General features: G+C 69.7%; 20 protein-coding genes. 12 read left to right on the plus strand and 8 right to left on the minus strand.

The window, feature by feature from the left end; translation table 11 throughout:
* Positions 1-256: 256 nt before the first annotated feature.
* Positions 257-391 carry a hypothetical protein gene (locus tag ACAZ03_RS02525; RefSeq protein WP_373355778.1) on the minus strand — a complete coding sequence of 45 codons (135 nt, stop codon included), beginning with the start codon at positions 389-391 and terminating at the stop codon, positions 257-259.
* 461 nt (positions 392-852) lie between these two features.
* Positions 853-1029 (minus strand): hypothetical protein, encoded by a 177-nt coding sequence (locus ACAZ03_RS02530; protein ID WP_373355780.1) that lies wholly within the window; start codon positions 1027-1029, stop codon positions 853-855.
* Between the two features lie 398 nt (positions 1030-1427).
* Here ACAZ03_RS02530 and ACAZ03_RS02535 point away from each other — a divergent pair, with 398 nt between their 5' ends.
* Both ACAZ03_RS02535 and groL read left to right on the plus strand, forming a co-directional pair.
* Positions 1428-1715 carry a co-chaperone GroES gene (locus ACAZ03_RS02535; protein ID WP_373355781.1) on the plus strand — a complete coding sequence of 96 codons (288 nt, stop codon included), beginning with the start codon at positions 1428-1430 and terminating at the stop codon, positions 1713-1715.
* Between the two features lie 66 nt (positions 1716-1781).
* Entirely contained in the window at positions 1782-3419 is a 1638-nt protein-coding gene (gene groL / locus ACAZ03_RS02540) for a chaperonin GroEL (protein WP_373355782.1), read from the plus strand.
* A gap of 442 nt (positions 3420-3861) precedes the next feature.
* Here groL and ACAZ03_RS02545 read toward each other — a convergent pair whose 3' ends face one another.
* Both ACAZ03_RS02545 and ACAZ03_RS02550 read right to left on the minus strand, forming a co-directional pair.
* Complete coding sequence (locus tag ACAZ03_RS02545; RefSeq protein WP_373355783.1) at positions 3862-4302, minus strand: NUDIX domain-containing protein; 441 nt, start codon at positions 4300-4302, stop codon at positions 3862-3864.
* Between the two features lie 273 nt (positions 4303-4575).
* Positions 4576-5415, minus strand: coding sequence for an alpha/beta hydrolase family protein (locus tag ACAZ03_RS02550; protein ID WP_373355784.1), 840 nt, complete (start codon positions 5413-5415; stop codon positions 4576-4578).
* 197 nt (positions 5416-5612) lie between these two features.
* Between ACAZ03_RS02550 and ACAZ03_RS02555 the strand changes: the two genes are divergently transcribed.
* Positions 5613-6425, plus strand: a complete 813-nt coding sequence (locus ACAZ03_RS02555; protein ID WP_373355785.1) for an esterase/lipase family protein — start codon at positions 5613-5615, stop codon at positions 6423-6425.
* Here ACAZ03_RS02555 and ACAZ03_RS02560 read toward each other — a convergent pair.
* Positions 6394-7578: an FAD-dependent oxidoreductase gene (locus tag ACAZ03_RS02560; RefSeq protein WP_373355787.1), complete on the minus strand. Its 1185-nt coding sequence runs from the start codon at positions 7576-7578 to the stop codon at positions 6394-6396. The two genes, ACAZ03_RS02555 and ACAZ03_RS02560, sit on opposite strands and share 32 nt — an antisense overlap.
* Before the next feature lie 178 nt (positions 7579-7756).
* Between ACAZ03_RS02560 and ileS the strand changes: the two genes are divergently transcribed.
* From ileS to ACAZ03_RS02575, 3 genes are read left to right on the plus strand one after another with little or no spacing between them, the layout of a single operon-like run.
* Positions 7757-10678, plus strand: a complete 2922-nt coding sequence (gene ileS, locus ACAZ03_RS02565) for an isoleucine--tRNA ligase (protein ID WP_373357031.1) — start codon at positions 7757-7759, stop codon at positions 10676-10678.
* Between the two features lie 43 nt (positions 10679-10721).
* Positions 10722-11084, plus strand: coding sequence for a VOC family protein (locus ACAZ03_RS02570; protein ID WP_373355788.1), 363 nt, complete (start codon positions 10722-10724; stop codon positions 11082-11084).
* The gene (locus ACAZ03_RS02575) at positions 11072-11521 is read left to right on the plus strand and encodes a methylated-DNA--[protein]-cysteine S-methyltransferase (RefSeq protein ID WP_373355789.1); all 450 of its coding nucleotides are present in this window, start codon (positions 11072-11074) and stop codon (positions 11519-11521) included. Before ACAZ03_RS02570 ends, ACAZ03_RS02575 begins: the two co-directional genes overlap by 13 nt.
* Here ACAZ03_RS02575 and ACAZ03_RS02580 read toward each other — a convergent pair.
* Together ACAZ03_RS02580 and ACAZ03_RS02585 are read right to left on the minus strand one after the other, a co-directional pair.
* The gene (locus ACAZ03_RS02580) at positions 11518-12351 is read right to left on the minus strand and encodes an effector binding domain-containing protein (RefSeq protein WP_373355790.1); all 834 of its coding nucleotides are present in this window, start codon (positions 12349-12351) and stop codon (positions 11518-11520) included. The genes ACAZ03_RS02575 and ACAZ03_RS02580 overlap by 4 nt on opposite strands.
* Positions 12352-12533: 182 nt before the next feature.
* A complete protein-coding gene (locus tag ACAZ03_RS02585; protein ID WP_373357032.1) occupies positions 12534-14753 on the minus strand; it encodes a primosomal protein N' in 2220 nt (739 codons plus the stop codon).
* A gap of 72 nt (positions 14754-14825) precedes the next feature.
* Between ACAZ03_RS02585 and fsa the strand changes: the two genes are divergently transcribed.
* Positions 14826-15479: a fructose-6-phosphate aldolase gene (gene fsa, locus ACAZ03_RS02590; protein ID WP_373355791.1), complete on the plus strand. Its 654-nt coding sequence runs from the start codon at positions 14826-14828 to the stop codon at positions 15477-15479.
* Between the two features lie 59 nt (positions 15480-15538).
* On the opposite strand, the gene ACAZ03_RS02595 is transcribed toward fsa, so the two are convergent.
* Positions 15539-16714, minus strand: coding sequence for a hypothetical protein (locus ACAZ03_RS02595; protein WP_373355793.1), 1176 nt, complete (start codon positions 16712-16714; stop codon positions 15539-15541).
* A gap of 171 nt (positions 16715-16885) precedes the next feature.
* Between ACAZ03_RS02595 and ACAZ03_RS02600 the strand changes: the two genes are divergently transcribed.
* The 5 genes from ACAZ03_RS02600 to ACAZ03_RS02620 all read left to right on the plus strand — a co-directional run bounded on the left by ACAZ03_RS02600 (position 16886) and on the right by ACAZ03_RS02620 (position 21456).
* Entirely contained in the window at positions 16886-17590 is a 705-nt protein-coding gene (locus ACAZ03_RS02600; protein ID WP_373355794.1) for a DUF484 family protein, read from the plus strand.
* The gene (locus tag ACAZ03_RS02605) at positions 17587-18507 is read left to right on the plus strand and encodes a tyrosine recombinase XerC (protein ID WP_373355795.1); all 921 of its coding nucleotides are present in this window, start codon (positions 17587-17589) and stop codon (positions 18505-18507) included. Before ACAZ03_RS02600 ends, ACAZ03_RS02605 begins: the two co-directional genes overlap by 4 nt.
* Positions 18508-18562: 55 nt before the next feature.
* Positions 18563-19258 carry a phosphatidylcholine/phosphatidylserine synthase gene (locus ACAZ03_RS02610; RefSeq protein WP_373355796.1) on the plus strand — a complete coding sequence of 232 codons (696 nt, stop codon included), beginning with the start codon at positions 18563-18565 and terminating at the stop codon, positions 19256-19258.
* Positions 19259-19357: 99 nt separating this feature from the next.
* A complete protein-coding gene (locus ACAZ03_RS02615) occupies positions 19358-20590 on the plus strand; it encodes an MFS transporter (protein ID WP_373355797.1) in 1233 nt (410 codons plus the stop codon).
* Positions 20587-21456, plus strand: a complete 870-nt coding sequence (locus ACAZ03_RS02620; RefSeq protein WP_373355798.1) for a 50S ribosomal protein L11 methyltransferase — start codon at positions 20587-20589, stop codon at positions 21454-21456. The genes ACAZ03_RS02615 and ACAZ03_RS02620 overlap by 4 nt, the downstream gene beginning before the upstream one ends.
* Positions 21457-21485 lie beyond the last annotated feature (29 nt).

The following is a 21485-nucleotide window of genomic DNA, read 5'->3' on the forward strand; positions in this document are numbered from 1 at the left end:
GAGGCGGGAAAGCCAGCCCTGACCCTTCGCCCGGACGGGCCGCGGCGCGGGCTCCAGGCGGAGGGGCAGAAGGGGGACGACAGGACCCCCGGCATGCAGCGGGTCGAACCGCAGCCGTTCGGGGGCAGACCGCCGGATCACCCGGCGCTCTTCGGAAGGGTAGACATCCGCGCGATGAATGGACGCGGGCAGGTCGTAAAGAGGAGGAAACATCTGGTTTATCCTTCAAATGTCCTCCGGCTGTCGGGTCGAACGATCAGCCGGTTGTTTTCGTACAGATCTCGGGTTTCGGCCATTCGGCGGCGGCGCCATGGGCGCGGGCCGCGCGTGGACGGAGGGAGAGGAAGGCGCCGCTGGTGGCGCAGAGAAGGGTGGCGGTTGCGTTGTGCATTCCTGTCGTCCTTTTCAGGTTTGCGGGGCCGGATCGGCCCCTCGGGGTTTGGGGCAGAACGCCCCGGGGCTTGTCGCGCCCATGCGGCGCGCAAGGTCGGAAGATGCGGGGGCCGCGGATCCGGGGCGCGCGCGAGAGGCGGCGGCGGGCGGATATGGCAGGGCCGGGCCTGAGGGGCCGGTGTGCCATCGCGGGTCTGGTGCTTTGGGGAAATCGGGAGCGGGTCAGCTCCCGGACGGGCTGGCGGCGCGCTTAGCGCGCGAGGAAAATGATCCTGGTCATGTGCAAGCCCTCCGTCGGGATGTGACGTTGGGCCTCGCCTTAGGGGGCGATCACGATTCTGCCAAGCCCCTATTTATGGGGGTGCGCGAAGGTGCCGCGCTTCCCGGCCGGATATGGCCGATGGGCCACAGGGGGCGGGGGCGTGACGGGGGCCCGTCTGCCGGGCCCCCGCCTGTTGCTCAGCCGTTCCGGCCCGGCAGGCGCCGCGGCGGGCGCGGCGCGGCCTGGGGCACGCCTTTCGGCGGGCCTGCCTTGGGCGGCTTGCCGCTTGCGGCGCGCTCGGGCGTCTGGTTCGGGGCGGGCGGCGTCTTGTCGCCCGTGCGGCTCTTGCCGCGGGTGCTCTTGCTCTTGGGCATGTCTGCTCCTGAATGGTCTGAAGGATCGGGCCGGCTCCCGAAGGGCCGACGGTGAGGGCTTCAGCCCCTCAGCGGATGCGCATGTACTTGATGATCATCGCGAAAAATCCTCTCGCAAAAGCCGGCCGGGGCCGGAGGGCGGCGGGTCGTCGCCGACTTGGTTGCCGGGCCGGCGCATCTCGCCTATCCCTGCCCCCTTGCCGCCAGAGTATCGCGGCGCCCGGGCCCCGTCCAGCGGGGCTATCGGGCGCAGCGCGGGGCGGCCCGGCGCCTTGACACCCGCTCCCACGCTCTCTATCTCCGCCTTGTTAGCACTCACCGATGTAGAGTGCTAAAGGGGCCAGCCGGCATAGACCCGGCGGCTCCGGAAGGAAACTTTGAGCCAGGGAGCTGCAAAGATGGCATTCAAGCCGCTTCACGACCGGGTGCTGGTGCGCCGTGTCGAATCCGAAGAGAAGACCAAGGGCGGTCTGATCATCCCCGACAGCGCCAAGGAAAAGCCGGCCGAAGGCGAAGTCGTCGCCTGTGGTGACGGCGCCCGCAAGGATTCGGGTGAACTGATCGAGATGGGCGTCAAGGCCGGCGATCGCATCCTGTTCGGCAAATGGTCGGGCACCGAGGTGACGGTCGAAGGCGAGGAGCTGCTCATCATGAAAGAGAGCGACATCCTCGGCATCATCGCCTGAGCCGCGCGGCCGGCGATCCCGCCGGCCCGGCATTCCACGCAACACTAGCTTTCAGGAGCAAGCCACATGGCAAAGGACGTTCGTTTCGATACCGACGCCCGCAACCGCATGCTCAAGGGTGTCAACACCCTCGCCAACGCGGTCAAGGTGACCCTCGGCCCCAAGGGCCGCAACGTGGTCATCGAGAAGAGCTTCGGCGCCCCGCGCATCACCAAGGACGGTGTGACGGTCGCCAAGGAGATCGAGCTCGAAGACAAGTTCGAGAACATGGGCGCGCAGATGGTGAAGGAAGTCGCTTCCCGCACCAATGACGAGGCCGGCGACGGCACCACCACCGCCACCGTTCTCGCCCAGGCCATCGTCAACGAGGGCATGAAGTCGGTTGCGGCCGGCATGAACCCGATGGACCTCAAGCGCGGCATCGACGCCGCGACGGCTCGCGTCGTCGCCGCCATCAAGGCCGCCGCCCGCCCTGTCAACGACAGCGACGAAGTCGCCCAGGTCGGCACCATCTCCGCCAATGGCGAGAAGGAAATCGGCCGCCAGATCGCCGACGCGATGCAGAAGGTCGGCAACGAAGGTGTCATCACCGTCGAGGAGAACAAGGGGCTCGAGACCGAGACCGAAGTCGTCGAAGGCATGCAGTTCGACCGCGGCTTCCTCTCCCCCTACTTCGTGACCAACACCGACAAGATGACCGTCGAGCTCGAAGACGCCATCATCCTGCTGCACGAGAAGAAGCTCTCGTCGCTGCAGCCGATGGTCCCCCTTCTCGAGGCCGTCATCCAGTCGGGCAAGCCGCTCCTGATCATCGCCGAGGACGTCGAGGGCGAGGCCCTGCCGACGCTCGTCGTCAACAAGCTGCGCGGTGGCCTGAAGATCGCCGCCGTCAAGGCTCCGGGCTTCGGTGACCGCCGCAAGGCCATGCTGCAGGACATCGCGATCCTGACCGGCGGCCAGGTGATCTCGGAAGATCTCGGTATGAAGCTCGAGAATGTCACGCTCGACATGCTCGGCAAGGCCAAGCGCATCTCGATCACCAAGGACGAGACGACCATCGTCGACGGTGGCGGCGAGAAGTCCGAGATCGAAGCCCGGGTCAGCCAGATCCGTCAGCAGATCGAGGACACCTCCTCCGACTACGACCGCGAGAAGCTGCAGGAGCGGGTTGCCAAGCTCGCCGGCGGCGTCGCCGTCATCCGCGTTGGCGGCATGACCGAGGTCGAGGTCAAGGAGCGCAAGGACCGCGTCGATGACGCGCTCAACGCGACCCGCGCTGCCGTTCAGGAAGGCATCGTGGTCGGCGGCGGCGTGGCCCTCGTGCAGGCCGCCAAGTCGCTCGACGGCCTTTCCGGCGAGAATGCCGACCAGGACGCCGGCATCAAGATCGTGCGCCGCGCGCTGGAAGCGCCGCTCCGCCAGATCGCCCAGAACGCGGGCGTCGACGGGTCGGTCGTGGCCGGCAAGGTCCGCGAGTCGGATGATCTGAAGTTCGGCTTCAACGCGCAGACCGAAGAATATGGTGACATGTTCAAGTTCGGCGTCATCGACCCGGCGAAAGTGGTGCGCACCGCGCTGGAAGACGCGGCCTCCGTGGCCGGCCTTCTGATCACCACCGAAGCCATGGTGGCCGACAAGCCGAAGAAAGACGACGCCTCCGGCGGCGGCATGCCCGACATGGGCGGCATGGGCGGCATGATGTAAGCCACCCGGCTCAGACTTTGGGGAAGGGCGCTCCGTCGGGGCGCCCTTTTCTTTTGGGCGGGGGGGCTTGCTCGGCCCGCCCTGACGGGCCGTCTCGCGGTCTTCGTAGGGTGGGTTTTCAACCCACCGCCCGAGCGCCGTTCGTCCGGTGCCCCCGCCCGGTGCGCGCCGCAGGCGCAGGGCGAGCGCCGGCCCGTCCCGCGGGCTGGCGCTCTGGTGGGGCTGGGCCCGACCTCGGGGCGGGGAGGTGGCTGCACCATAAAGTGCCCCGCACCACCCGCAGGAGCGCCACCCCCCGGGCCGGCGCTCGCCCTGCGCGGCAGCGTTTGTCCCGGTTGAGATGTGGACGGTGGGTTACAAACCCACCCTACGCCGGAAGGCGCCCGCCCGCGGCCGTAGGGTGGGTTTTCAACCCACTTTCCGCGCAACGCCTTACCCTCTCCTAGCCGACGATCGGCTCCAAAGGGTCGTACCAGACCGCCCCAGCCTCCCCGAAGGCCACCTCCGGCAGGCTGTCCGGTTTCAGCCGGATGCCCGCGAGCTCCTCCGGCGCGAAGAAGCGGCGCCGGGAGACGATGCCCTCGGGGTCCTTCCAATCGTCGCTCAGCGCCCCGCCCGTCACCCGGCAGCGGAAGTAGAGATCGACCTGGTGCAAATCGCCGCCGGGGGCGTGGAACTCGTTGATGAGGCAGGGCGCGCCGACCGAGATCTCCAGCCCCGTTTCCTCCCGCACCTCGCGGGCGAGGTTCTCCGGCAGCGAGGCATGGGGCTCGGCGCCGCCGCCGGGCGCGCACCAGAGGTCCGAGCCGCGCGCATAGGCATTGACGAGGAGAAGGCGCCCCTCCTCCACGATCACGGCCCGGGTGGCGAGGCGGATCGGCATGGGGCGACGATGGCCCCGCGGCCGGGCGGGTGCAAGGGCGGGCGCGGGGGTGGTGGGGGCGGGGAGGGACCGCGAGTCTTGCGTGGGTCTCTCCCGCGCGGGCGGGCTCTCAAGGGCGGTACCGCTTGGTGCGGCCGCCAAGACAGCCTCCAATGCGGCCTGCCGAGAGGAGCCCCGCCAGCCGGGCGCAAGCCGGGCGGATGCCTCCCTAACCCGCGCGGCGCGGGCATTGGGGGCCGGGGCGGGCGGGTCTCCTCCGCCCCGGCCGACCTCTTACAGCGTCTCTTCGAACCACTCGATGGTCAGGCGGCTCAGCTCGTCGAACACGGCCATGTCGCCGGAGAAGATGTTGAAGGTGTGATCGCCGCCCTCGATGAGGGCGCCCTCCTTCACCTCCGATCCGGTGGCGGCGAGGATCGTCTCGACCGTGGCCGGCGGCACCACCGTGTCTTCGGCGCCGTTGATAGCCAGAAGCGGGCCGGTATAGCCGGTGAGCTCGGTGCCGAGGTCGATGGACTCGACATCCGTGAACCAGTCGATCGACAGGTTGAGCGGCTCGCGCCAGTCGAAGGTCAGCTCATAGATGCCCGTCTCCTCGGCGGCCGCGCGGCCCTCGGCGAAGCTGCCCGACATGTCGGTGAGGCCGGCCCAGGTGACGACGCTCTGCACCTCCGGCGTGCGGGCGGCGGCGAGGAGGGCGACATAGCCGCCCTGGCTCCAGCCCATGACGCCGAGCCGCCCGGCATCCACCTGCGGCAGGCTGGCGGCATAGGCCAGCGCCTCGAGCCCGTCGGCGAGGCCGCCCGAGGGCGTGTACTCGGCATAATCCACCGGGCTGTCGCCATTGCCGGCGAAGTCGAAGCGCAGCGAGGCGATGCCGGCCTCGGCGAGGCGCGGCGCGAAGATGTCATAGCCCATCCCCGCCTCGTGCCGGTCGGAGCCGGTGCCGTGGAACATCAGCACGATGGGGAAGGGGCCGTCGCCGCCGGGCAGCGTGATCGTGGCGGGGATCGGATGGGCCGAGCCCTCGATCATCACGTCCTGCTCGCTGATCTCGGCGAGAGCGGGGCTGGCCGCGAGGGCGGCGAGGGCGAGGGGCAGCAGCTTGTTCATGACGGGCTCCATTGCTCTTGAGGGTCGCGGCGATGTCATCAGAGGGGCGGGGGACCGGCAAGGGGCCTGGCGGGGCTCTAGTGTCGCAGCGCCGGCGCCCGCACGGCCCTCCGCGCGCCGGGCGATCCGGGCTGCGACGCAAGGTCGCCGCCCCCGGCAAGCTCCCTTTTGCGCGGAGCTGCGCTATATCTTGGAACATGCTTCGACGCGCCACCCTTGCCCTGTTCCTCACCGCCGGTCTTGGCCTGGCGCAATGCGGGACGCTCGCGCCGGGCGGCGTTGCCCCGGCGAGCGCCGAAGGGGCGCTGCCCGCTGCTGGTGCCGACCGGGTGGCTCCGGAGGGGCAATGCGTGATCCTCCTCCATGGGCTGGCGCGGGGGGAGGGGAGCTTTCTCGTCCTTCAGGAGGTGCTGGAGCGCGACGGCTACCGGGTCGTCAACAACGGCTATCCCTCCACCGAAGCCTCCATCGAGGATCTCGCGGCCGAGATCCTGCCCCGCGACATCGCCGCCTGCGGCGATTCCATCGGCATCAACATCGTCACCCATTCCATGGGCGGCATCGTCACCCGGCACTGGCTGGCGGGGCACGACGTGCCCCGGCTCGGCCGCGTCGTCATGCTGGCGCCGCCGAACAACGGCTCCGAGCTTGTCGACACGTTCGACGAGCTCGCCGTCTTCGACTGGATCTACGGGCCGGCGGGGCAGGAGCTCGGCACCGACCCCGAGGCCCTGCCGAACCGGCTGCCGCCGCCCGACTATCCGGTGGGGGTGATCGCCGGCACCGGCTCGCTCAACCCCTTCTATTCGGCGCTGATCGAGGGGCCGGATGACGGCAAGGTCTCGGTGCAATCCGCGGCGCTGCCGGGGCAGACGGATTTCCTCGTCCTGCCGGTCAGCCACACGTTCCTCATGAACAACCCGCTCGTCATCGCCCAGGTGCGCGCTTTCCTGCAGACCGGCGCGTTCGAGCATGACCTCACGGCGGCGGAGCTTCTCTTCGGCGGCTGAGGCGGCCGAGCGGCGGCACCAGCCGGCCGGCGACGAGCCGGGTGAGGATCCAGGGCAGCGGCGGGGTGAAGGAGAGCGGCGCGAGGAGGTGATCGCGGATCACCGGCAGGATGCGGCTGCCGCTCTGGTATTGCGGGGTGAAGGCGGCGCTGATCGCCTGATAGCCGAGCACATGCGCCCGCCGGGCGCGGGCATAGAGCCTCAGCGCCGCCTCGCCCTCCGCCCGCTCCAGCGCCCGGGTCAGCGCCAGCGCATCGAGAAGCGCCATATTCGCCCCCTGCCCGAGCTGCGGCGAGGTCCGGTGCGCGGCATCGCCGATATGGGCGAGGCCGGGGCGCCACGGCCGCAGGAGCTGGCCGTGGCTGTAGCGGGCGAAGACCATCTGTGAGGGCTCGGTCACCTGCGCCGCGAAGGGCGCGACATCGGGCCAGAGCGCCGTGGCCTCCGCCGCCCAGGCGCCGAGGCCGGCCTCGGCCCAGGCGGAATAGCCGTCCTCCGGCAGCGACCAGAAGATCGCCGCCTGCGGGCGGGTCTCGCCCGGCGGGGTGCCGATGGGCAGGACGCCGACCATCCGGTCGGCGCGGCGGTAGCGCTGGGTCAGCCGGTCGGGCGGCAGCGGCGTGCCCTCCGGCCAGTCCACATTGGCCCAGAGCGCGCCGTAGGGCAGGGGGCGCGCCTTGAGCGGCGAGAGCGGCGAGCGGGCGCCGGCGGCATCGACGATCAGGTCGAACGGGCCTTCGCGCCCGCCGCCGGAGAGCTCGATCCAGCCTTCCCCGGCGCCCATGACATGCGCCCCCGGCACCAGCTCGGCCCCCGCCGCCAGCGCCGCCTCCAGCAGCGCCGCGAACAGGCTCGCCCGGTGGATCGCCAGCCCCGGCACGGCGCCGTAGCCGACGTCGAGCACCCGCCGGCCGGAGGACGCCTCGTGCCCCACGAGCCGGGTGATCCGCCGCCCCCGCGCCAGCGCCGCCTCCACGGCCCCCGCCTCGGCCAGCACCTCCAGCCCCACCGGCTGGATCACCAGCCCCGAGCCCACCGGCGCCGGCGCCGGGAAGCGGTCGAAGACGCGCACCGCGTGCCCGGCCCGCGCCAGCAGCGCCGCCGCCGCCAGCCCGCCGATGCCGGCGCCCGCGATCCCGATCCTCAGCCCCACACTCGCCTCCCTTTACCCGGCCCCGCCACGAGACTATATCCTGCCCCCATGGCACGTCCCCTCGCCATTCGAATTAGCATCCCGGCGCTCTGAGCCAGAGCCGCCGGGCAAGACGTTGCGCGCGCGCGCCACGCAATCTATTCCCCCCATGACCGACCGACCCGAGGAGCCGCATCCGATGTGCGCCGACGACGTGACCGTGCCCGACTACAAGGACACGCTGAACCTCCCCCTTACCGATTTTCCCATGCGCGCCGGCCTGCCGAAGCGCGAACCCGACTGGCTCGCCCGCTGGGAGGAGATCGGCGTCTATGACCGCCTCCGCGAGAAGGACGGCCGCACGCCCTTCACGCTCCACGACGGCCCGCCCTATGCCAACGGCCATCTGCACATCGGCCATGCGCTCAACAAGACGATCAAGGACATGATCGTCCGCTCGCACCAGATGATGGGCCATGACGCGCGCTACATCCCGGGCTGGGATTGCCACGGCCTGCCGATCGAATGGAAGATCGAGGAGAAATACCGCGCCAAGGGTCAGGACAAGGACGACGTCCCCGTCCTCGAGTTCCGGCAGGAATGCCGCGACTTCGCCGCCGGCTGGGTCGACGTCCAGCGGGAAGAGTTCAAGCGCCTCGGCATCACCGGCAACTGGGCGGAGCCCTACCTCACCATGGATTTCCATGCCGAGCGGGTGATCGCCGAGGAGTTCATGAAGTTCCTGATGAACGGGACGCTCTACCAGGGCTCCAAGCCGGTCATGTGGTCTCCGGTCGAGGAGACGGCGCTGGCCGAGGCCGAGGTGGAGTACCACGACAAGGAGAGCTTCACGATCTGGGTGAAGTTCCGCGTGCTCGGCGCCAAGGGCACCGATCTGGACGGCGCGCAGGTGGTGATCTGGACGACGACGCCCTGGACGATGCCGTCCAACCGCGGCGTGGTCTATGGCGCGGGCTATGAGTACGGGCTCTACGAGGTCACGGACACGCCCGAGGAATGCTGGGCGACCAAGGGCGATCGCTACATCCTCGCCGACAAGCTGGCGGCGGATGTCTTCGCCCGCGCCCGCCTCTCCGAGGACCAGTGGCGCCGCGTGGCCGACGTGCCGACCGCCTCGCTCGAGGGCCTGAAGCTCGCCCACCCGCTGGCCGGGGCCGAGGGCTCCGAAGGCGAATGGGACGCCCCCCGCGACTTCCGCGCCGCGCCCTTCGTCACCGATGACGAGGGGACCGGCTTCGTCCATTGCGCTCCGTCGCATGGCCTCGAGGAATACGACCTCTACCGCGAGCTCGGGATGCTGGGTGAGGTCATCACCTACAACGTCATGCCCGACGGGAGCTTCCGGGAGGATCTCCCCTTCTTCGGCGGCAGGAAGATCCTCAACGAGAAGGGCAAGGAAGGCGACGCCAACAAGGCGGTCATCGACAAGCTCGCCCAAGTCGGCGGCCTTCTCGCGCGCGGCAAGATCAAGCATTCCTACCCACATTCCTGGCGCTCCAAGGCGCCGGTCATCTACCGCAACACGCCGCAATGGTTCGCCGCCATCGACCGGCCCGTCGGCGACGGGCAGGACGCGCTGGGCCAGACGATCCGCGAGCGGGCGCTGACGGCTATCGACCAGGTGACCTGGACCCCTCGCTCCGGCCGCAACCGGCTCCATTCGATGATGGAGGCGCGGCCCGACTGGGTGCTCTCGCGCCAGCGCGCCTGGGGCGTGCCGCTGACCTGCTTCGTGAAGACCGGCGCGCTGCCGGACGACCCGGAGTTCCTGCTCCGCAACGAGGCCGTCAACGCCCGCATCACCGCCGCCTTCGAGGAGGAAGGCGCCGACGCCTGGTACAAGCCCGGCGCCAAGGAGCGCTTCCTGGCTAACGACGCCGACCCCGAGGCCTATACCCAGGTCTTCGACATCCTCGACGTCTGGTTCGATTCCGGCTCCACCCATGCCTTCGTCCTCCGCGACCGGCCTGACGGCACCGCGGACGGGATCGCCGATGTCTATATGGAAGGGACCGACCAGCACCGCGGCTGGTTCCATTCCTCGCTGCTCCAATCGGTCGGCACCACCGGCCATGCGCCCTATCGCTCGGTCGTGACCCACGGGTTCACGCTCGACGAGAAGGGCAACAAGATGTCGAAGTCGCTCGGCAACACCATCGCCCCCGATGACGTGGTCAAGCAGTACGGCGCCGACATCCTCCGCCTCTGGGTGGCGCAGACCGACTACACCGGCGACCAGCGCATCGGGCCGGAGATCCTGAAAGGCACGGCCGACAGCTACCGGCGCCTCCGGAACACCCTCCGGTTCATGCTCGGCTCCCTCGCCGACTTCACCGAGGCCGATCGCGTGGCGCCGCAGGAGATGCCGGAGCTGGAGCGCTGGGTCCTCCACCGGCTGGCGGAGCTCGACCAGACGGTGCGTGACGGCTACCGCGCCTTCGACTTCCAGGGCGTCTTCCAGGCGGTGTTCCATTTCGCCACGGTCGAGCTGTCGGCCTTCTATTTCGACATCCGCAAGGATGCGCTCTATTGCGACGGCGACACCGCCCGCCGCCGGGCGGCGCGCACCGTGCTCGACCTGCTCTTCCACCGGCTGACCACCTGGCTCGCGCCGGTCCTGGTCTTCACCATGGAAGAGGCCTGGCTGGAGCGCTTCCCCGGGGCGGAGAGCTCGATCCACCTCACCGACATGCCTGACACCCCGGACGCCTGGCGCGACGAGGCGCTCGCCGCCCGCTGGTCCGCGATCCGCCGCGCCCGCCGTGTCGTGACCGGCGCGCTCGAAGTGGCCCGCCGCGACAAGGTGATCGGCGCCAGCCTCGAGGCGGCGCCGGTGGTGCATGTCGACGAGGCGACGGCGGAGACGCTCAAAGGGGTGCCCTTCGAGGATCTCTGCATCACCTCGGCCATCTCGGTCACCACCGACCCGGCCCCCGACGAGGCCTTCCGCATGCCGGACGTCCCCGGCATCGGCGTGGTCTTCGAGACGGCGGAGGGGGAGAAGTGCCAGCGCTGCTGGAAGATCCTCCCAGATGTCGGCACGCACGCCCATTCCGGGCTCTGCGCCCGCTGCGACGAAGCGGTCTCCGAGGCGGGCTGAGGGGGCCTTGCACTTCCCCGGGGCCGGGCGCAGGCTCGGCCCCATGGAGTGGAAGCCCGAAGGATATACCGACCTCGCCCCCTATCTCCTCGTGCCCGATGCCGGCGCGGTGCTCGACTTCTGCGACCGGGTCTTCGGCGCCGAGCGGCTGCGGGTGATCCGCGAGGGCGACCGGGTGATGCATGCCGAATGCCGGATCGGCGACACGGTGCTGATGATGGGCGAGGCGGAGGGGCCGCAGATGATGCTCCACCTCTACCTCGCCGACCCCGACGCCGCCTTCGCCCGCGCGCTGAAGGCCGGCGCCTCCGAGGTGCAGCCGATGTCCGAGAAGGGCGACGGCGACCGCCGCGGCGGTTTCCAGAGCCCCGACGGGACGATCTGGTTCGTGGCATGTCAGGTGTGAGGGCCGGGGCGGAGACCGCCATCGGCCCCTTCTGGGTGGAGGAGGCGGAGGGCCGCCTCACTGCCGCCGGCTGGGGCGTTGCCCCACCGCCGAAGGGCGGGCTCGCGGCGGAGGCGCTGGCCCAGCTCGCCGCCTATCTCGCCGGCACCCGCCGGGAGTTCGACCTGCCCCTCGACCTCGGCCCCAAGGCCCGCAATCTGCAGGCCCTCGCCGACATCCCCTATGGCGAGACGATCACCTATGGCGACCTCGCCGCCCGGCTCGGCATCTCGGCCCAGGGCGCGGGGCAGGTCTGCGGCTCCAACCATCTGCCGATCTTCGTGCCCTGCCACCGGGTGCTCGGCGCCGGCAGCCTCGGCGGCTATTCCGGCGCCGGCGGCATCGAGACGAAGGTCTGGCTCCTCCGCCTCGAAGGCGCCGCCGGGCTCCTGATCTAGCGGGCGAGCGGCACCCAGACGGCAATGCCGCCCGGGGTCATCGGATTGTAATCCGCCTCGTAGAGCTCGAATTCCGGCCCTTCGCCGATCTCCTCGCCGCTGGTCTCGGCCCAGCCGCCGAAGATGCCGCCCCAGGTGCGGCTGAGCGAGCCGATGTCGCCCTCATGCTCGAAGGCCGCATAGCGCCCGGCCGGCAGCTCGAGCCGCTCGAGCCCCTCGGGGGTGGTGTCGCCTTCCACCCCGATGAAATAGGCAAAGCTGCCGTCTTCCTGGAAGTCATGGCAGACCCCGAAGGTCGGCCGCCCCTCCAGATGCTCGCCGAAGCTCTCGTTCGCCTCCTGCCAGAAGGCGGGGATACGGCTGCGGCTTTCCATGTCGAAGCGGGCGCCGCGCCCGATGAGGCGGGCGCCGGGATAGGTTTCGATGCGGGCTTTGGGGATGTATCTGGTCTCGGGGGACATGATGAGGGGCTCCTGAAGGGGCAGGCCGGCCAGATCCTCCGGCCGGCGGATGGAGGAGGGGGCGCGCCCGAACCGGGCCCGGAAGGCGCGCGAGAAGCCCTCGGCGCTGTCGTAGCCGGCCAGAAGGCCCGCCCCGGTGACATTCTCCCGCCCCTCGGCAAGCGCATGCGCCGCCTCGGTCAGCCGCCGCGCCTGCACATAGGCCATCAAGGGCTGGCCGGTGAGCAATGTGAAGGCCCGGGTCAGATGAAAGGGGCTGACCCCCAGCCGGGCGGCGAGAGAGGTGAGGCTCGGACCGTCCGCAAGATCCGTCTCCACCCGCCAGCGGGCGAGGTCGATGAGGCTCTGCTTTCGGTTCGTATCCATCATGCCGTCCTCCTAGCCCGCCGCCTGGCGCCCCGCCTGACGGATCTTGCTCTCTGCCGTCTTTGCTCCAGAAAAATCCTCGGGGGGAGTCGCCGGAACGGCGAGGGGGGGCAGACAGCCCCCCAAAATTCTCCCTCGAAGAATTTTAGCCCAAAGATTTTTCGAGGAAAAATCTTCGCACCCGCTCACCAGAAGCTCTGCGGGTCGATGTCGATCGCCAGCCGGAAGTTGGCCGGCAGCTTCAGCGGCGCCACCCAGTCGGCGAGCGCCTGCTGCAGGGGCGCCGTCTTCGCCGCCTTGACCAGCAGCCGCACCCGGTGCCGGCCCCTGACGCGCGCGATGGGTGCGGGCGCCGGGCCGTAGACCTCCGCGCCGATGGCGAGGAGCGGCCCGGCGTTCCGGGCCAGCGTGGTGCCGATGTCGAAGGTCGCCTGCAGGTCGGGGGAGGAGAGGACGATGCCCGCCATCCGCCCGAAGGGCGGCGCGCCGGCCGCCCGCCGCTCCTCCGCCTCCGCCGCCCAGAAGCGCTCCTCCTCGCCCGAGAGGATCGCGCGGATCACCGGATGCTCCGGCTGGTAGCTCTGCAGAAGCGCCTCGCCCGGCACCTCCGCCCGCCCGGCCCGGCCCGCCACCTGCCGGATGAGCTGGAAGGTCTTCTCGGCCGCGCGCAGGTCAGACCCCTGCAGCCCGAGGTCGGAATCGATCACTCCCACCAACGTCAGCAGAGGGAAGTTATGGCCCTTGGCCACGAGCTGCGTGCCGATGATGATGTCGGCCCCGCCCGCGGCAATATCGAGGATCGCCTCCTTCAGCGCCCGCGCCGAGCCGAAAAGGTCGGAGGACAGCACCGCCAGCCGCGCCTCGGGGAAGCGCGCCGTCACCTCCTCCGCCAGCCGCTCGACGCCGGGGCCGATGGCGGCGAGCTTGCCCTCGACGCCGCAGCTCGGGCAGGCCTCGGGCATCGGGATCGTCTCGCCGCATTGGTGGCACATGAGCCGTTTGAGGAACCGGTGCTCCACCATCCGCGCATCGCAGTGCCGGCAGGCCACCTGCTCGCCGCAGGCCCGGCAGAGCGTCACCGGCGCATAGCCCCGCCGGTTGAGGAAGAGGAGCGATTGCTCCCCCTTCTCCAGCCGCGTCTCCACCGCCGCCGCCAGCGTCGGGGAGAGCCAGCGGCCGGAGGTCATCTCCTCCGCCCTCATGTCGATGGCGCGCATCTTCGGCATGATGGCCGGGCCGAAGCGCGAGGTCAGATCGAGCCGCTCGTACTTGCCCTGCTCGGCATTGACCCATGTCTCGAGCGAGGGCGTGGCGGAGGCGAGGATGACGCCGGCATTGCAGAGCGAGGCGCGCAGCACCGCCATGTCGCGGGCGTTGTAGAGAACGCCGTCCTGCTGCTTGTAGGAGCCGTCGTGCTCCTCATCCACCACGATGAGCCCGAGCTCGCGGAAGGGCAGGAAGAGCGCCGAGCGGGCGCCGACGACGAGCTGGGCGCCGCCCGTGCCGACCATCCGCCAGAGCCGCCGCCGCTCGGTCATGGTGATGCCGGAGTGCCATTCGGCGGCCTTGGCGCCGAAGCGCTCCTCGACCCGTTCGAGGAAGGCCGCCGTCAGCGCGATCTCGGGCAGGAGCACCAGCGCCTGCCGGCCCTTCGCGAGGCATTCCGCCACCGCCTCCAGATAGACCTCCGTCTTGCCGGAGCCGGTGACCCCGCGAAGAAGCGTCGTGCCATAGCGCCCTTCCGCCACCTGGGCGCGGAGCCGGCCGGCGGCGGCCGCCTGATCCTCCGTCAGGTCGAGCCCGGGCAGGCTCGCGTCGAGCGGTGGATAGGGCGTGTCGCGGGGCGCCTCCTCCTCGCGGAGCGCGCCGGCCTTCACGAGGCCCTTGATGACGGAGGAGGAGACGCCCGCCATCTCCGCCAGCTCGCCGAGGGTAAACGAGAGGCCCTCGAAATCCTCCATCACCCCCAGCACCTTCTCGCGCGCCGGGGTCATCCGGCCCGGCTCCTCCCGGCCCATCCGGTAAACGATCCGCGCCCCGGGCGGATCGGCGAGGCCGGGCGCGCGCAAAGCCATGCGCAGCATGAAGGGCGGCGGGGTCAGCGTGTAATCGGCGGCGCGGATCAGGAACTCGCGCATCACATCCGTCAGCGGCTCGGCCTCGAGCACCCGGCTGACGGGGCGGAGCTTCGCGGCATCGAAGCCGCCCTCGCCCTTGCCCCAGACGACGCCGATCACACGGCGCGGCCCGAGCGGCACTTCGACCACCGCGCCGGTGGAAACGCCGCCCTCGGGGCTTATATAGTCGAGTGGACCAGGCAGCGGCTGCGTGGTGAGAACCGCGATGCGCGCGCCGCCTGGAAAGAAGTCACTCACGCCATCCTCGACAAAGCTGGGGTTTCTCAGGTCCGCCAATCGGGGTAGATCGTCGGGCAACCACAGCCAAGTCCTGACAGGGCGAAACCACGGGAGCCAGTCATGAAATTCTTCGTCGACACCGCCGATATCGCCGCCATCCGCGAGCTTGTGGATCTCGGCATGGTGGATGGTGTCACCACCAACCCCTCGCTGATCATGAAATCCGGCCGTGATATCAAGGAAGTCACCAAGGAGATCTGCGATCTGGTGCCCGGCCCCGTCTCGGCCGAGACCGTCGCGCTCGATGCCGAAGGCATGATCGCCGAAGGCCGGGAGCTGGCGAAGATCGCGCCGAATATCACGATCAAGGTGCCGCTGACCTGGGCCGGGCTCAAGGCCTGCAAGGTGCTCACCGAGGAAGGCCGGATGGTCAACGTGACGCTCTGCTTCTCGGCGAACCAGGCGCTTCTGGCCGCCAAGGCCGGCGCGACCTTCATCTCGCCCTTCATCGGGCGGCTCGACGATCTCAACATCGACGGCATGGATCTGATCGCCGACATCCGGCAGATCTACGACAATTACGAGTTCAAGACGCAGATCCTCGCCGCCTCGATCCGCACCGCGAACCACATGAGCGAGGCCGCCAAGATCGGCGCCGACGTGGCGACCGCGCCGCCCTCCGTCATCAAGGCGATGGCCAGCCACGCCCTGACCGACAAGGGGCTCGACCAGTTCCTGAAGGACTGGGCCGAGACCGGTCAGAAGATCCTCTGAACCGAGGCGATCTATAGAAAGACGGAGGAGGCGGAGACCATGCGGTCTCCGCCTCCTTGCTATTCCACCGGCACGCCCAGCAGCGTGATCGCCACGCCGAGGAGCGCCAGCGCGCCCCAGGCCAGCCGCATCGCGCCCCCGGCCTCGCGCGCCGCGATGCCGGCCTGCAGCGCGTAGTAGAGCGCGAAGGCGCGGCTCGCCCAGGTGATGATCTCGAAGACGTCGAGCGCCCAGGTCAGCGCCAGCCCCGCAGCCACCAGCGCCAGATAGGCCGTCTTCGGCGCGACGCGCCCGTGCGTCAGCTCCTCCACCAGCCCGCCGGCGCCCGAGGTGTCGGCGACGGCGGCGGAGAACTGCGCGGCGAGCGCGGCGACGACGAGAAGCGGCGGCAGCACCAGCGCCACCTGGCCCATCACAGAGATGATCGCCGCCTCGTTCGCCGGCCCCGGGTCCGGCACGAAGATCAGGCAGAAGAGCGCGATATAGATGAGGTAGATCGCCGACGAGAGCGCCTGCGCCAGGCGCATCGAGCGGCGGCGGAGCGGCGCGCCGTATTCCTCGCCGAGATAGCGCGAGGTCTCGAAGCCCTGCACCGTGACGATGAGCCCGAAGGCGATGAAGAGCGCCTGCCAGCCGCTGGCCCGCACCGGGTTGGCGTGAAGCTCCCCCGGCGCCGCATGGGCCACTGCGAGCACGAGCCCGGTCAGGAGCCCGGCGATGATCGCCAGCTTCAGCCCGACGGCCACCTGTTCCATCCGCTCCAGCGCCGAGAAGCCCTTCAGCCAGCCGGTCGCGAGGATCACGGCGAAGACGGCGGAGGTGACGAGATGCGCGGCGAAGGGCCCGCGCACAGGCGTGAGCTCCACCGCGAAGGCCCCGAAGAGGTTGAGGTAATAGGCGACGGCGACGACATAGGCGAAGGCCAGCACCCACTGGCTCGCCCGCTCGAGCCCGGCGACGAGCCGGCCGCGGTCGCCGCCCGCGGCGATCACGCCGATGTTCCGGCGGATGGCGGCGCCGAAGGCCCAGGCCACCGCGCAGAGCGCCGCCATCACCACCGGGCCGAGCCGCCCGTATTCGGCATTGAGCACCGGCCCGAGGATCAGGAAGCCCGAGCCGATGATCGAGGCAAGCGGCGTCATCGTCGCCCGCCAGAGCGGCGCGTGGAAAAGCCGGGGCCAGGCGAGGAGCGCGCCGGTCGCGCCGAGGGCGAGAAGGATGAAAACCGTGGTCATGCGCAGAGTTATCTGGCGCGGTCTGGCAGTGGCAAGGGCGATCCACCCGCCCGGGGTGTCGTTGCAAATCCGCACCCCGGCGCCGATCCCGCCGGGGGCGGGCTTTTCCCGCTTCCCTCCGCCCCGGCTCTGCTAAGCTCCCTCAAAAGCAATCACCGGAACGAGTGAGGCATGAGCAGCAATCCCCTTATGGAGGCGTCGGTCCGCGACCGCCTTATCAAAGACCCTGACCTTCTTCTCGACGATACCGAGATCATGCGCGCCCTCGTCGCCGCCAACGAGCGGCTGATGGGCAGCAATATCGTCGACATGCGCGGCATCGCCATGGAACGGCTCGAATCGCGGCTCGGCCGGCTGGAGGACACGCACCGCTCCGTCATCGCGGCGGCCTACGAGAATCTCGCGGGCATGCAGCAGGTGCACCGCGCCGTGCTCGTGCTCCTCGAGGCGCCGAAGTTCGAGATGTTCCTGCATGACCTCGCCGGCGAGGTCGCCGACATCCTGCAGATCGACACGGTGCGCCTGATCCTCGAGACGGCGGAGGAGGACAAGAGCGGCATCGACCGGCTCTCGGCCATCCTGCGCGTGGCGGAGCCGGGCTTCGTCGAGCATTACCAGACGCTCGGCCGCGGCGGCGCGTCGCGGCGGGTGATCCTGCGCCAGTACCGGCCCGAAGACGGGCAGGTTTATGGCGAGGCGGCGCAATATGTGCGCTCCGAGGCGCTGATCCAGCTCGATCTCGGCCACGGGCGCCTGCCGGGTCTTCTCGCGCTCGGCGTCGAGGATCCGCACCATTTCGCCCCGCAGCAGGGCACGGACCTCCTGACCTTCTTCGGGTCGGTCTTCGAGCGGCTGATGCGGCGCTGGCTGGCGTGACGCTGCTTTCGGAGGGCGCCTCCGATGCGCTGACGCGCTGGCTGGAGGAGGAGAGCGCCCTTGCCGGCGCCTCCCCCCACACGGTCGACGCCTACCGGCGCGATGTCGCGGCCTTCCTCGGCTTCATGGGCGCCCATCAGGGCGGGCCGATGGGGATCGGTGCCATCGCCGCGATCACCATCTCCGACATGCGGGCCTTCCTCGCGGCGGAGCGGGAGAGGGGGCTCTCCCCCCGCTCGCTCGCCCGGCGGCTGTCGGCGGTGAAGAGCTTCTGCCGCTGGCTGGCCGATCGCGAGGGCTTCGAGCCCACGGCGGTGCTCGCCGCCCGCGCGCCCAAGGTGCCGAAGTCGCTGCCCCGGCCGCTTTCGGAGGATGCGGCGGCGCGGCTCGTCGAGACCGTCGAGCTGCAATCCGCGAGCGGCTGGCAGGCGGCGCGGGACCTTGCTGTGGTGACGCTCCTTTACGGCTGCGGCCTGCGCATCTCCGAGGCGCTCTCGCTCAAGGGCCGCGACGCGCCGCTGCCGGAGGTGCTGCGCATCTTCGGCAAGGGCGGCAAGGAGCGGCTGGTGCCCGTCCTGCCCGCCGCGCGGCTGGCGGTGCAGGACTACCTCAAGCTCTGCCCGCATCCGCGCGGGGCCGATGCGCCGCTCTTCCGCGGCGCGCGGGGCGGCGAGCTCTCGCCCCGCACCATTCAGAAGGCGACGGAGGCGGCGCGGATGCAGCTCGGCCTGCCCACCAGCGCCACGCCCCACGCGCTCCGCCATTCCTTCGCGACGCATCTGCTGGCAGCGGGGGGAGACCTCCGCGCCATCCAGGAGCTGCTCGGCCATGCCTCGCTCTCCACCACTGAGGGCTATACGGCGGTGGACGAGGCGCGGCTCATGCGGGTCTACGAGGCGGCGCATCCGCGTGCCTGAGGGCCGGGCGACCCCCAGTCTTGCGACAGACGGCCCGCTCGTTCATGAACGGGACATGACAGACAAGTCCAAGGCCCTGCTCGTTCACCTGCTCACCGCCACCGGTGCCGTCTTCGCCATGCTCTCGATGCTGGAGGCGGTGGAGGGCGATTGGCAGGGCATGTTCTTCTGGCTTGTCGTGGCCTTCTTCGTCGACGGCATCGATGGGCCGCTCGCCCGCCGCTACAAGGTGAAGGTCAATGCGCCGATCTTCGACGGCGTGCTGCTCGACCTCATCATCGACTATCTCACCTACGTCTTCGTGCCGGCCTATGCGCTCTTCAAGTCGGGCCTTCTGCCCGGCTGGACGGGCTGGATCGGCATCTTCGTCATCACCTTCGCCTCGGCGATGTATTTCGCCGATACCCGCATGAAAACGCGGGATTATTCCTTCTCGGGCTTCCCGGGATGCTGGAACATGGTGGTGCTGGTGCTCTTCGCGCTCAAGCCGGATTTCTGGGTGATCCTCGCGCTCGTCGCCATCCTCGCGGTGGCGATGTTCCTGCCGATCAAGTTCGTCCACCCCGTGCGCACGGCACGCTGGCGGATGGTGACGCTGCCCATGGCGCTGGCCTGGACGGGTTTCGCCTTCTGGGCCGTACTCGTCGACTTCCACCCCGAAAGCTGGGCGCATCTGGGGCTGGTCGTGACCTCGGTCTACCTCCTCTGTGCCGGGGCAGCGCAGCAACTGGCCTACGGCAAGGACGGCTAGCGCCGGGGGCCGCCGCCCCCCGGGACGCCCTTCAGGATTTTTCGGGAGCGAAGACCTGTCCCTCTGGGCTTGGCCCGCGGATGGGGGTAAGGGCCGGGAATGGCTGACGTGTTCCCCCTCTCCGACGCGAAGACTCTGCCGCTCTGGCGGCGGCCGGTGGCGCTGCTCTTCCTCTGCGCCATCGCCATGCCGCTCGCCTTCTCGACCTGGAGCGCGCTTCTCAACAACTTCGTCATCGACGCCGCCGGCTTCGACGGGCACGACATCGGCTGGCTGCACACCGTGCGCGAGATCCCGGGCTTCCTCGCCATCGGCGTGATCGCGCTTCTGATCGTCATCCGCGAGCAGCGGCTAATGCTCGTCTCGCTCGTCCTCCTCGGCGTCTCGACGGCGGTCACCGCGCATTTCCCGAGCATGGGCGGGATCCTGACGATCACGCTCCTGTCTTCTATCGGCTTTCACTACTTCTCGACCGTGCAGACCTCGCTGCAGCTCCAGTGGATCGACAAGAAGCGGGCGCCGCAGACGCTTGGCTGGCTGATGGCGGCGGGCTCGGCGGCGACGCTGGTCGCCTATCTGGCCATCGTGCTCACCTGGCAGCGGTTCGACCTGAGCTACAACCTGGTCTTCTGGCTCTCCGGCGGGGCCTGCGCGCTGATCGCGCTCGTCTGCCTCGTCGCATTCCCGCAATTCGCGGCGCCGAACCCGCAGACGCACCGCATGGTGCTCCGCCGGCGCTACTGGCTCTATTACGCGCTCGAGTTCATGTCGGGCGCGCGGCGGCAGATCTTCGTCGTCTTCGCCGGCTTCATGATGGTCGAGCGCTTCGGCTTCGAGGTGCATGAGGTGACGGGGCTCTTCCTCATCAATCTCGTGCTCAACATGGCGGTCGCGCCGCTCCTCGGGAAGGCCGTGCATGTCTTCGGCGAGCGCAGGGCGCTCCTTTTCGAATACACCGGGCTCATCTTCGTCTTCCTCGCCTATGCGGGCATCTATGCCTTCAACTGGGGCGTGGTGCTGGCCGCGGTGCTCTATGTGCTCGATCACTTCTTCTTCGGCCTGGCGCTGGCGCTGAAGACCTACTTCCAGAAGATCGCCGAACCCGGCGACATCGCCCCCACGGCCGCCGTCGCCTTCACGATCAACCATATCGCCGCGGTCTTCCTGCCGGCGGCGCTGGGCTATCTCTGGCTCGTCTGGCCGGGGGCCGTCTTCTATGCCGCCGCCGGCATGGCCGCCATCTCGTTCTGCCTGTCGCTCCTCGTGCCGCGCCATCCGGGGCCGGGTCACGAGACGCGGCTCCGCCCACTGCTCGCGGCGCCGGCCGAATGAGCTCCTGGTCCGCCATCACGCTGACCAAGGGGCTGGACCGCGCCGAGGCGCTGGTCGAGGCGCTGGAGGCACTGGAGCCCGGCGCCGTCGGCTATTTCGAGATCGAGGATGGCAGCCTGACCTTCGAGGTCGGCGCCCATTGGGAGGAGGAGCCGGACGGCATCGCCCTCTCGCTCCTCGCCGCCGCGCATGGGGTGCGGGATTTCCTCATCTCCGAGGTGCCGGACGAGGATTGGGTCGCCAAGGTGCAGCGCGGTCTGCCGCCGGTGGAGGCGGGGCGCTTCTTCGTTCATGGCGCGCATGATGCGAGCAAGGTGCCCGAGGGGGCCGAGGCGCTGCTGATCGAGGCGGCCATGGCCTTCGGCACCGGGCATCACGGCACCACCAAGGGCTGCCTCCTCGCGCTCGAGAGCCTCGCCGGCGAGACCTTCCGAAACGTCGCCGACATCGGCTGCGGCACCGCCGTGCTCGCCATGGCGGCGGCGCGGCTCTGGCCCGAGGCCGAGGTCATCGCCTCCGACATCGACGAGGTCGCGGTGGACGTCGCCCGCGCCAACCTCGCGGCCAACGGCATGGCGGGCCGCGTGGCGCTGGCCGAGGCGGCGGGCTTCGACGCCCCGGCGCTGGCGGAGGCCGCGCCCTATGACCTGATCATCGCCAACATCCTCGCCGCACCGCTCATCGCGCTCGCCCCCGCCATGGCGGCCCATGCGGCGCCCGGCGCGCGCGTGATTCTCTCCGGCCTGCTCACCGAGCAGCAGGAGGATGTGGCGGCGCATTATCGCGCGGTGGGCATCAATCTGGTGCGCGCCGAGGCGATTGGTGACTGGGCGACGCTGATCCTGCGGAATGACGCCGGGGTTTAATCGACTTCGTCCCTGTTTTTAACGAGTTG

Origin of the sequence: Pseudoroseicyclus sp. CXY001 (assembly GCF_041714655.1) — a bacterium.
Lineage (GTDB): Bacteria > Pseudomonadota > Alphaproteobacteria > Rhodobacterales > Rhodobacteraceae > Pseudoroseicyclus_A.

Coding starts and splice junctions, on each gene's coding strand:
- ACAZ03_RS02525 (WP_373355778.1), bottom strand. CDS start 391: ATGCACAACGCAACCGCCACCCTTCTCTGCGCCACCAGCGGCGCCTTC.
- ACAZ03_RS02530 (WP_373355780.1), bottom strand. CDS start 1,029: ATGCCCAAGAGCAAGAGCACCCGCGGCAAGAGCCGCACGGGCGACAAG.
- ACAZ03_RS02535 (WP_373355781.1), top strand. CDS start 1,428: ATGGCATTCAAGCCGCTTCACGACCGGGTGCTGGTGCGCCGTGTCGAA.
- groL (WP_373355782.1), top strand. CDS start 1,782: ATGGCAAAGGACGTTCGTTTCGATACCGACGCCCGCAACCGCATGCTC.
- ACAZ03_RS02545 (WP_373355783.1), bottom strand. CDS start 4,302: ATGCCGATCCGCCTCGCCACCCGGGCCGTGATCGTGGAGGAGGGGCGC.
- ACAZ03_RS02550 (WP_373355784.1), bottom strand. CDS start 5,415: ATGAACAAGCTGCTGCCCCTCGCCCTCGCCGCCCTCGCGGCCAGCCCC.
- ACAZ03_RS02555 (WP_373355785.1), top strand. CDS start 5,613: ATGCTTCGACGCGCCACCCTTGCCCTGTTCCTCACCGCCGGTCTTGGC.
- ileS (WP_373357031.1), top strand. CDS start 7,757: ATGTGCGCCGACGACGTGACCGTGCCCGACTACAAGGACACGCTGAAC.
- ACAZ03_RS02570 (WP_373355788.1), top strand. CDS start 10,722: ATGGAGTGGAAGCCCGAAGGATATACCGACCTCGCCCCCTATCTCCTC.
- ACAZ03_RS02575 (WP_373355789.1), top strand. CDS start 11,072: ATGTCAGGTGTGAGGGCCGGGGCGGAGACCGCCATCGGCCCCTTCTGG.
- ACAZ03_RS02580 (WP_373355790.1), bottom strand. CDS start 12,351: ATGATGGATACGAACCGAAAGCAGAGCCTCATCGACCTCGCCCGCTGG.
- fsa (WP_373355791.1), top strand. CDS start 14,826: ATGAAATTCTTCGTCGACACCGCCGATATCGCCGCCATCCGCGAGCTT.
- ACAZ03_RS02595 (WP_373355793.1), bottom strand. CDS start 16,714: ATGACCACGGTTTTCATCCTTCTCGCCCTCGGCGCGACCGGCGCGCTC.
- ACAZ03_RS02600 (WP_373355794.1), top strand. CDS start 16,886: ATGAGCAGCAATCCCCTTATGGAGGCGTCGGTCCGCGACCGCCTTATC.
- ACAZ03_RS02610 (WP_373355796.1), top strand. CDS start 18,563: ATGACAGACAAGTCCAAGGCCCTGCTCGTTCACCTGCTCACCGCCACC.
- ACAZ03_RS02615 (WP_373355797.1), top strand. CDS start 19,358: ATGGCTGACGTGTTCCCCCTCTCCGACGCGAAGACTCTGCCGCTCTGG.
- ACAZ03_RS02620 (WP_373355798.1), top strand. CDS start 20,587: ATGAGCTCCTGGTCCGCCATCACGCTGACCAAGGGGCTGGACCGCGCC.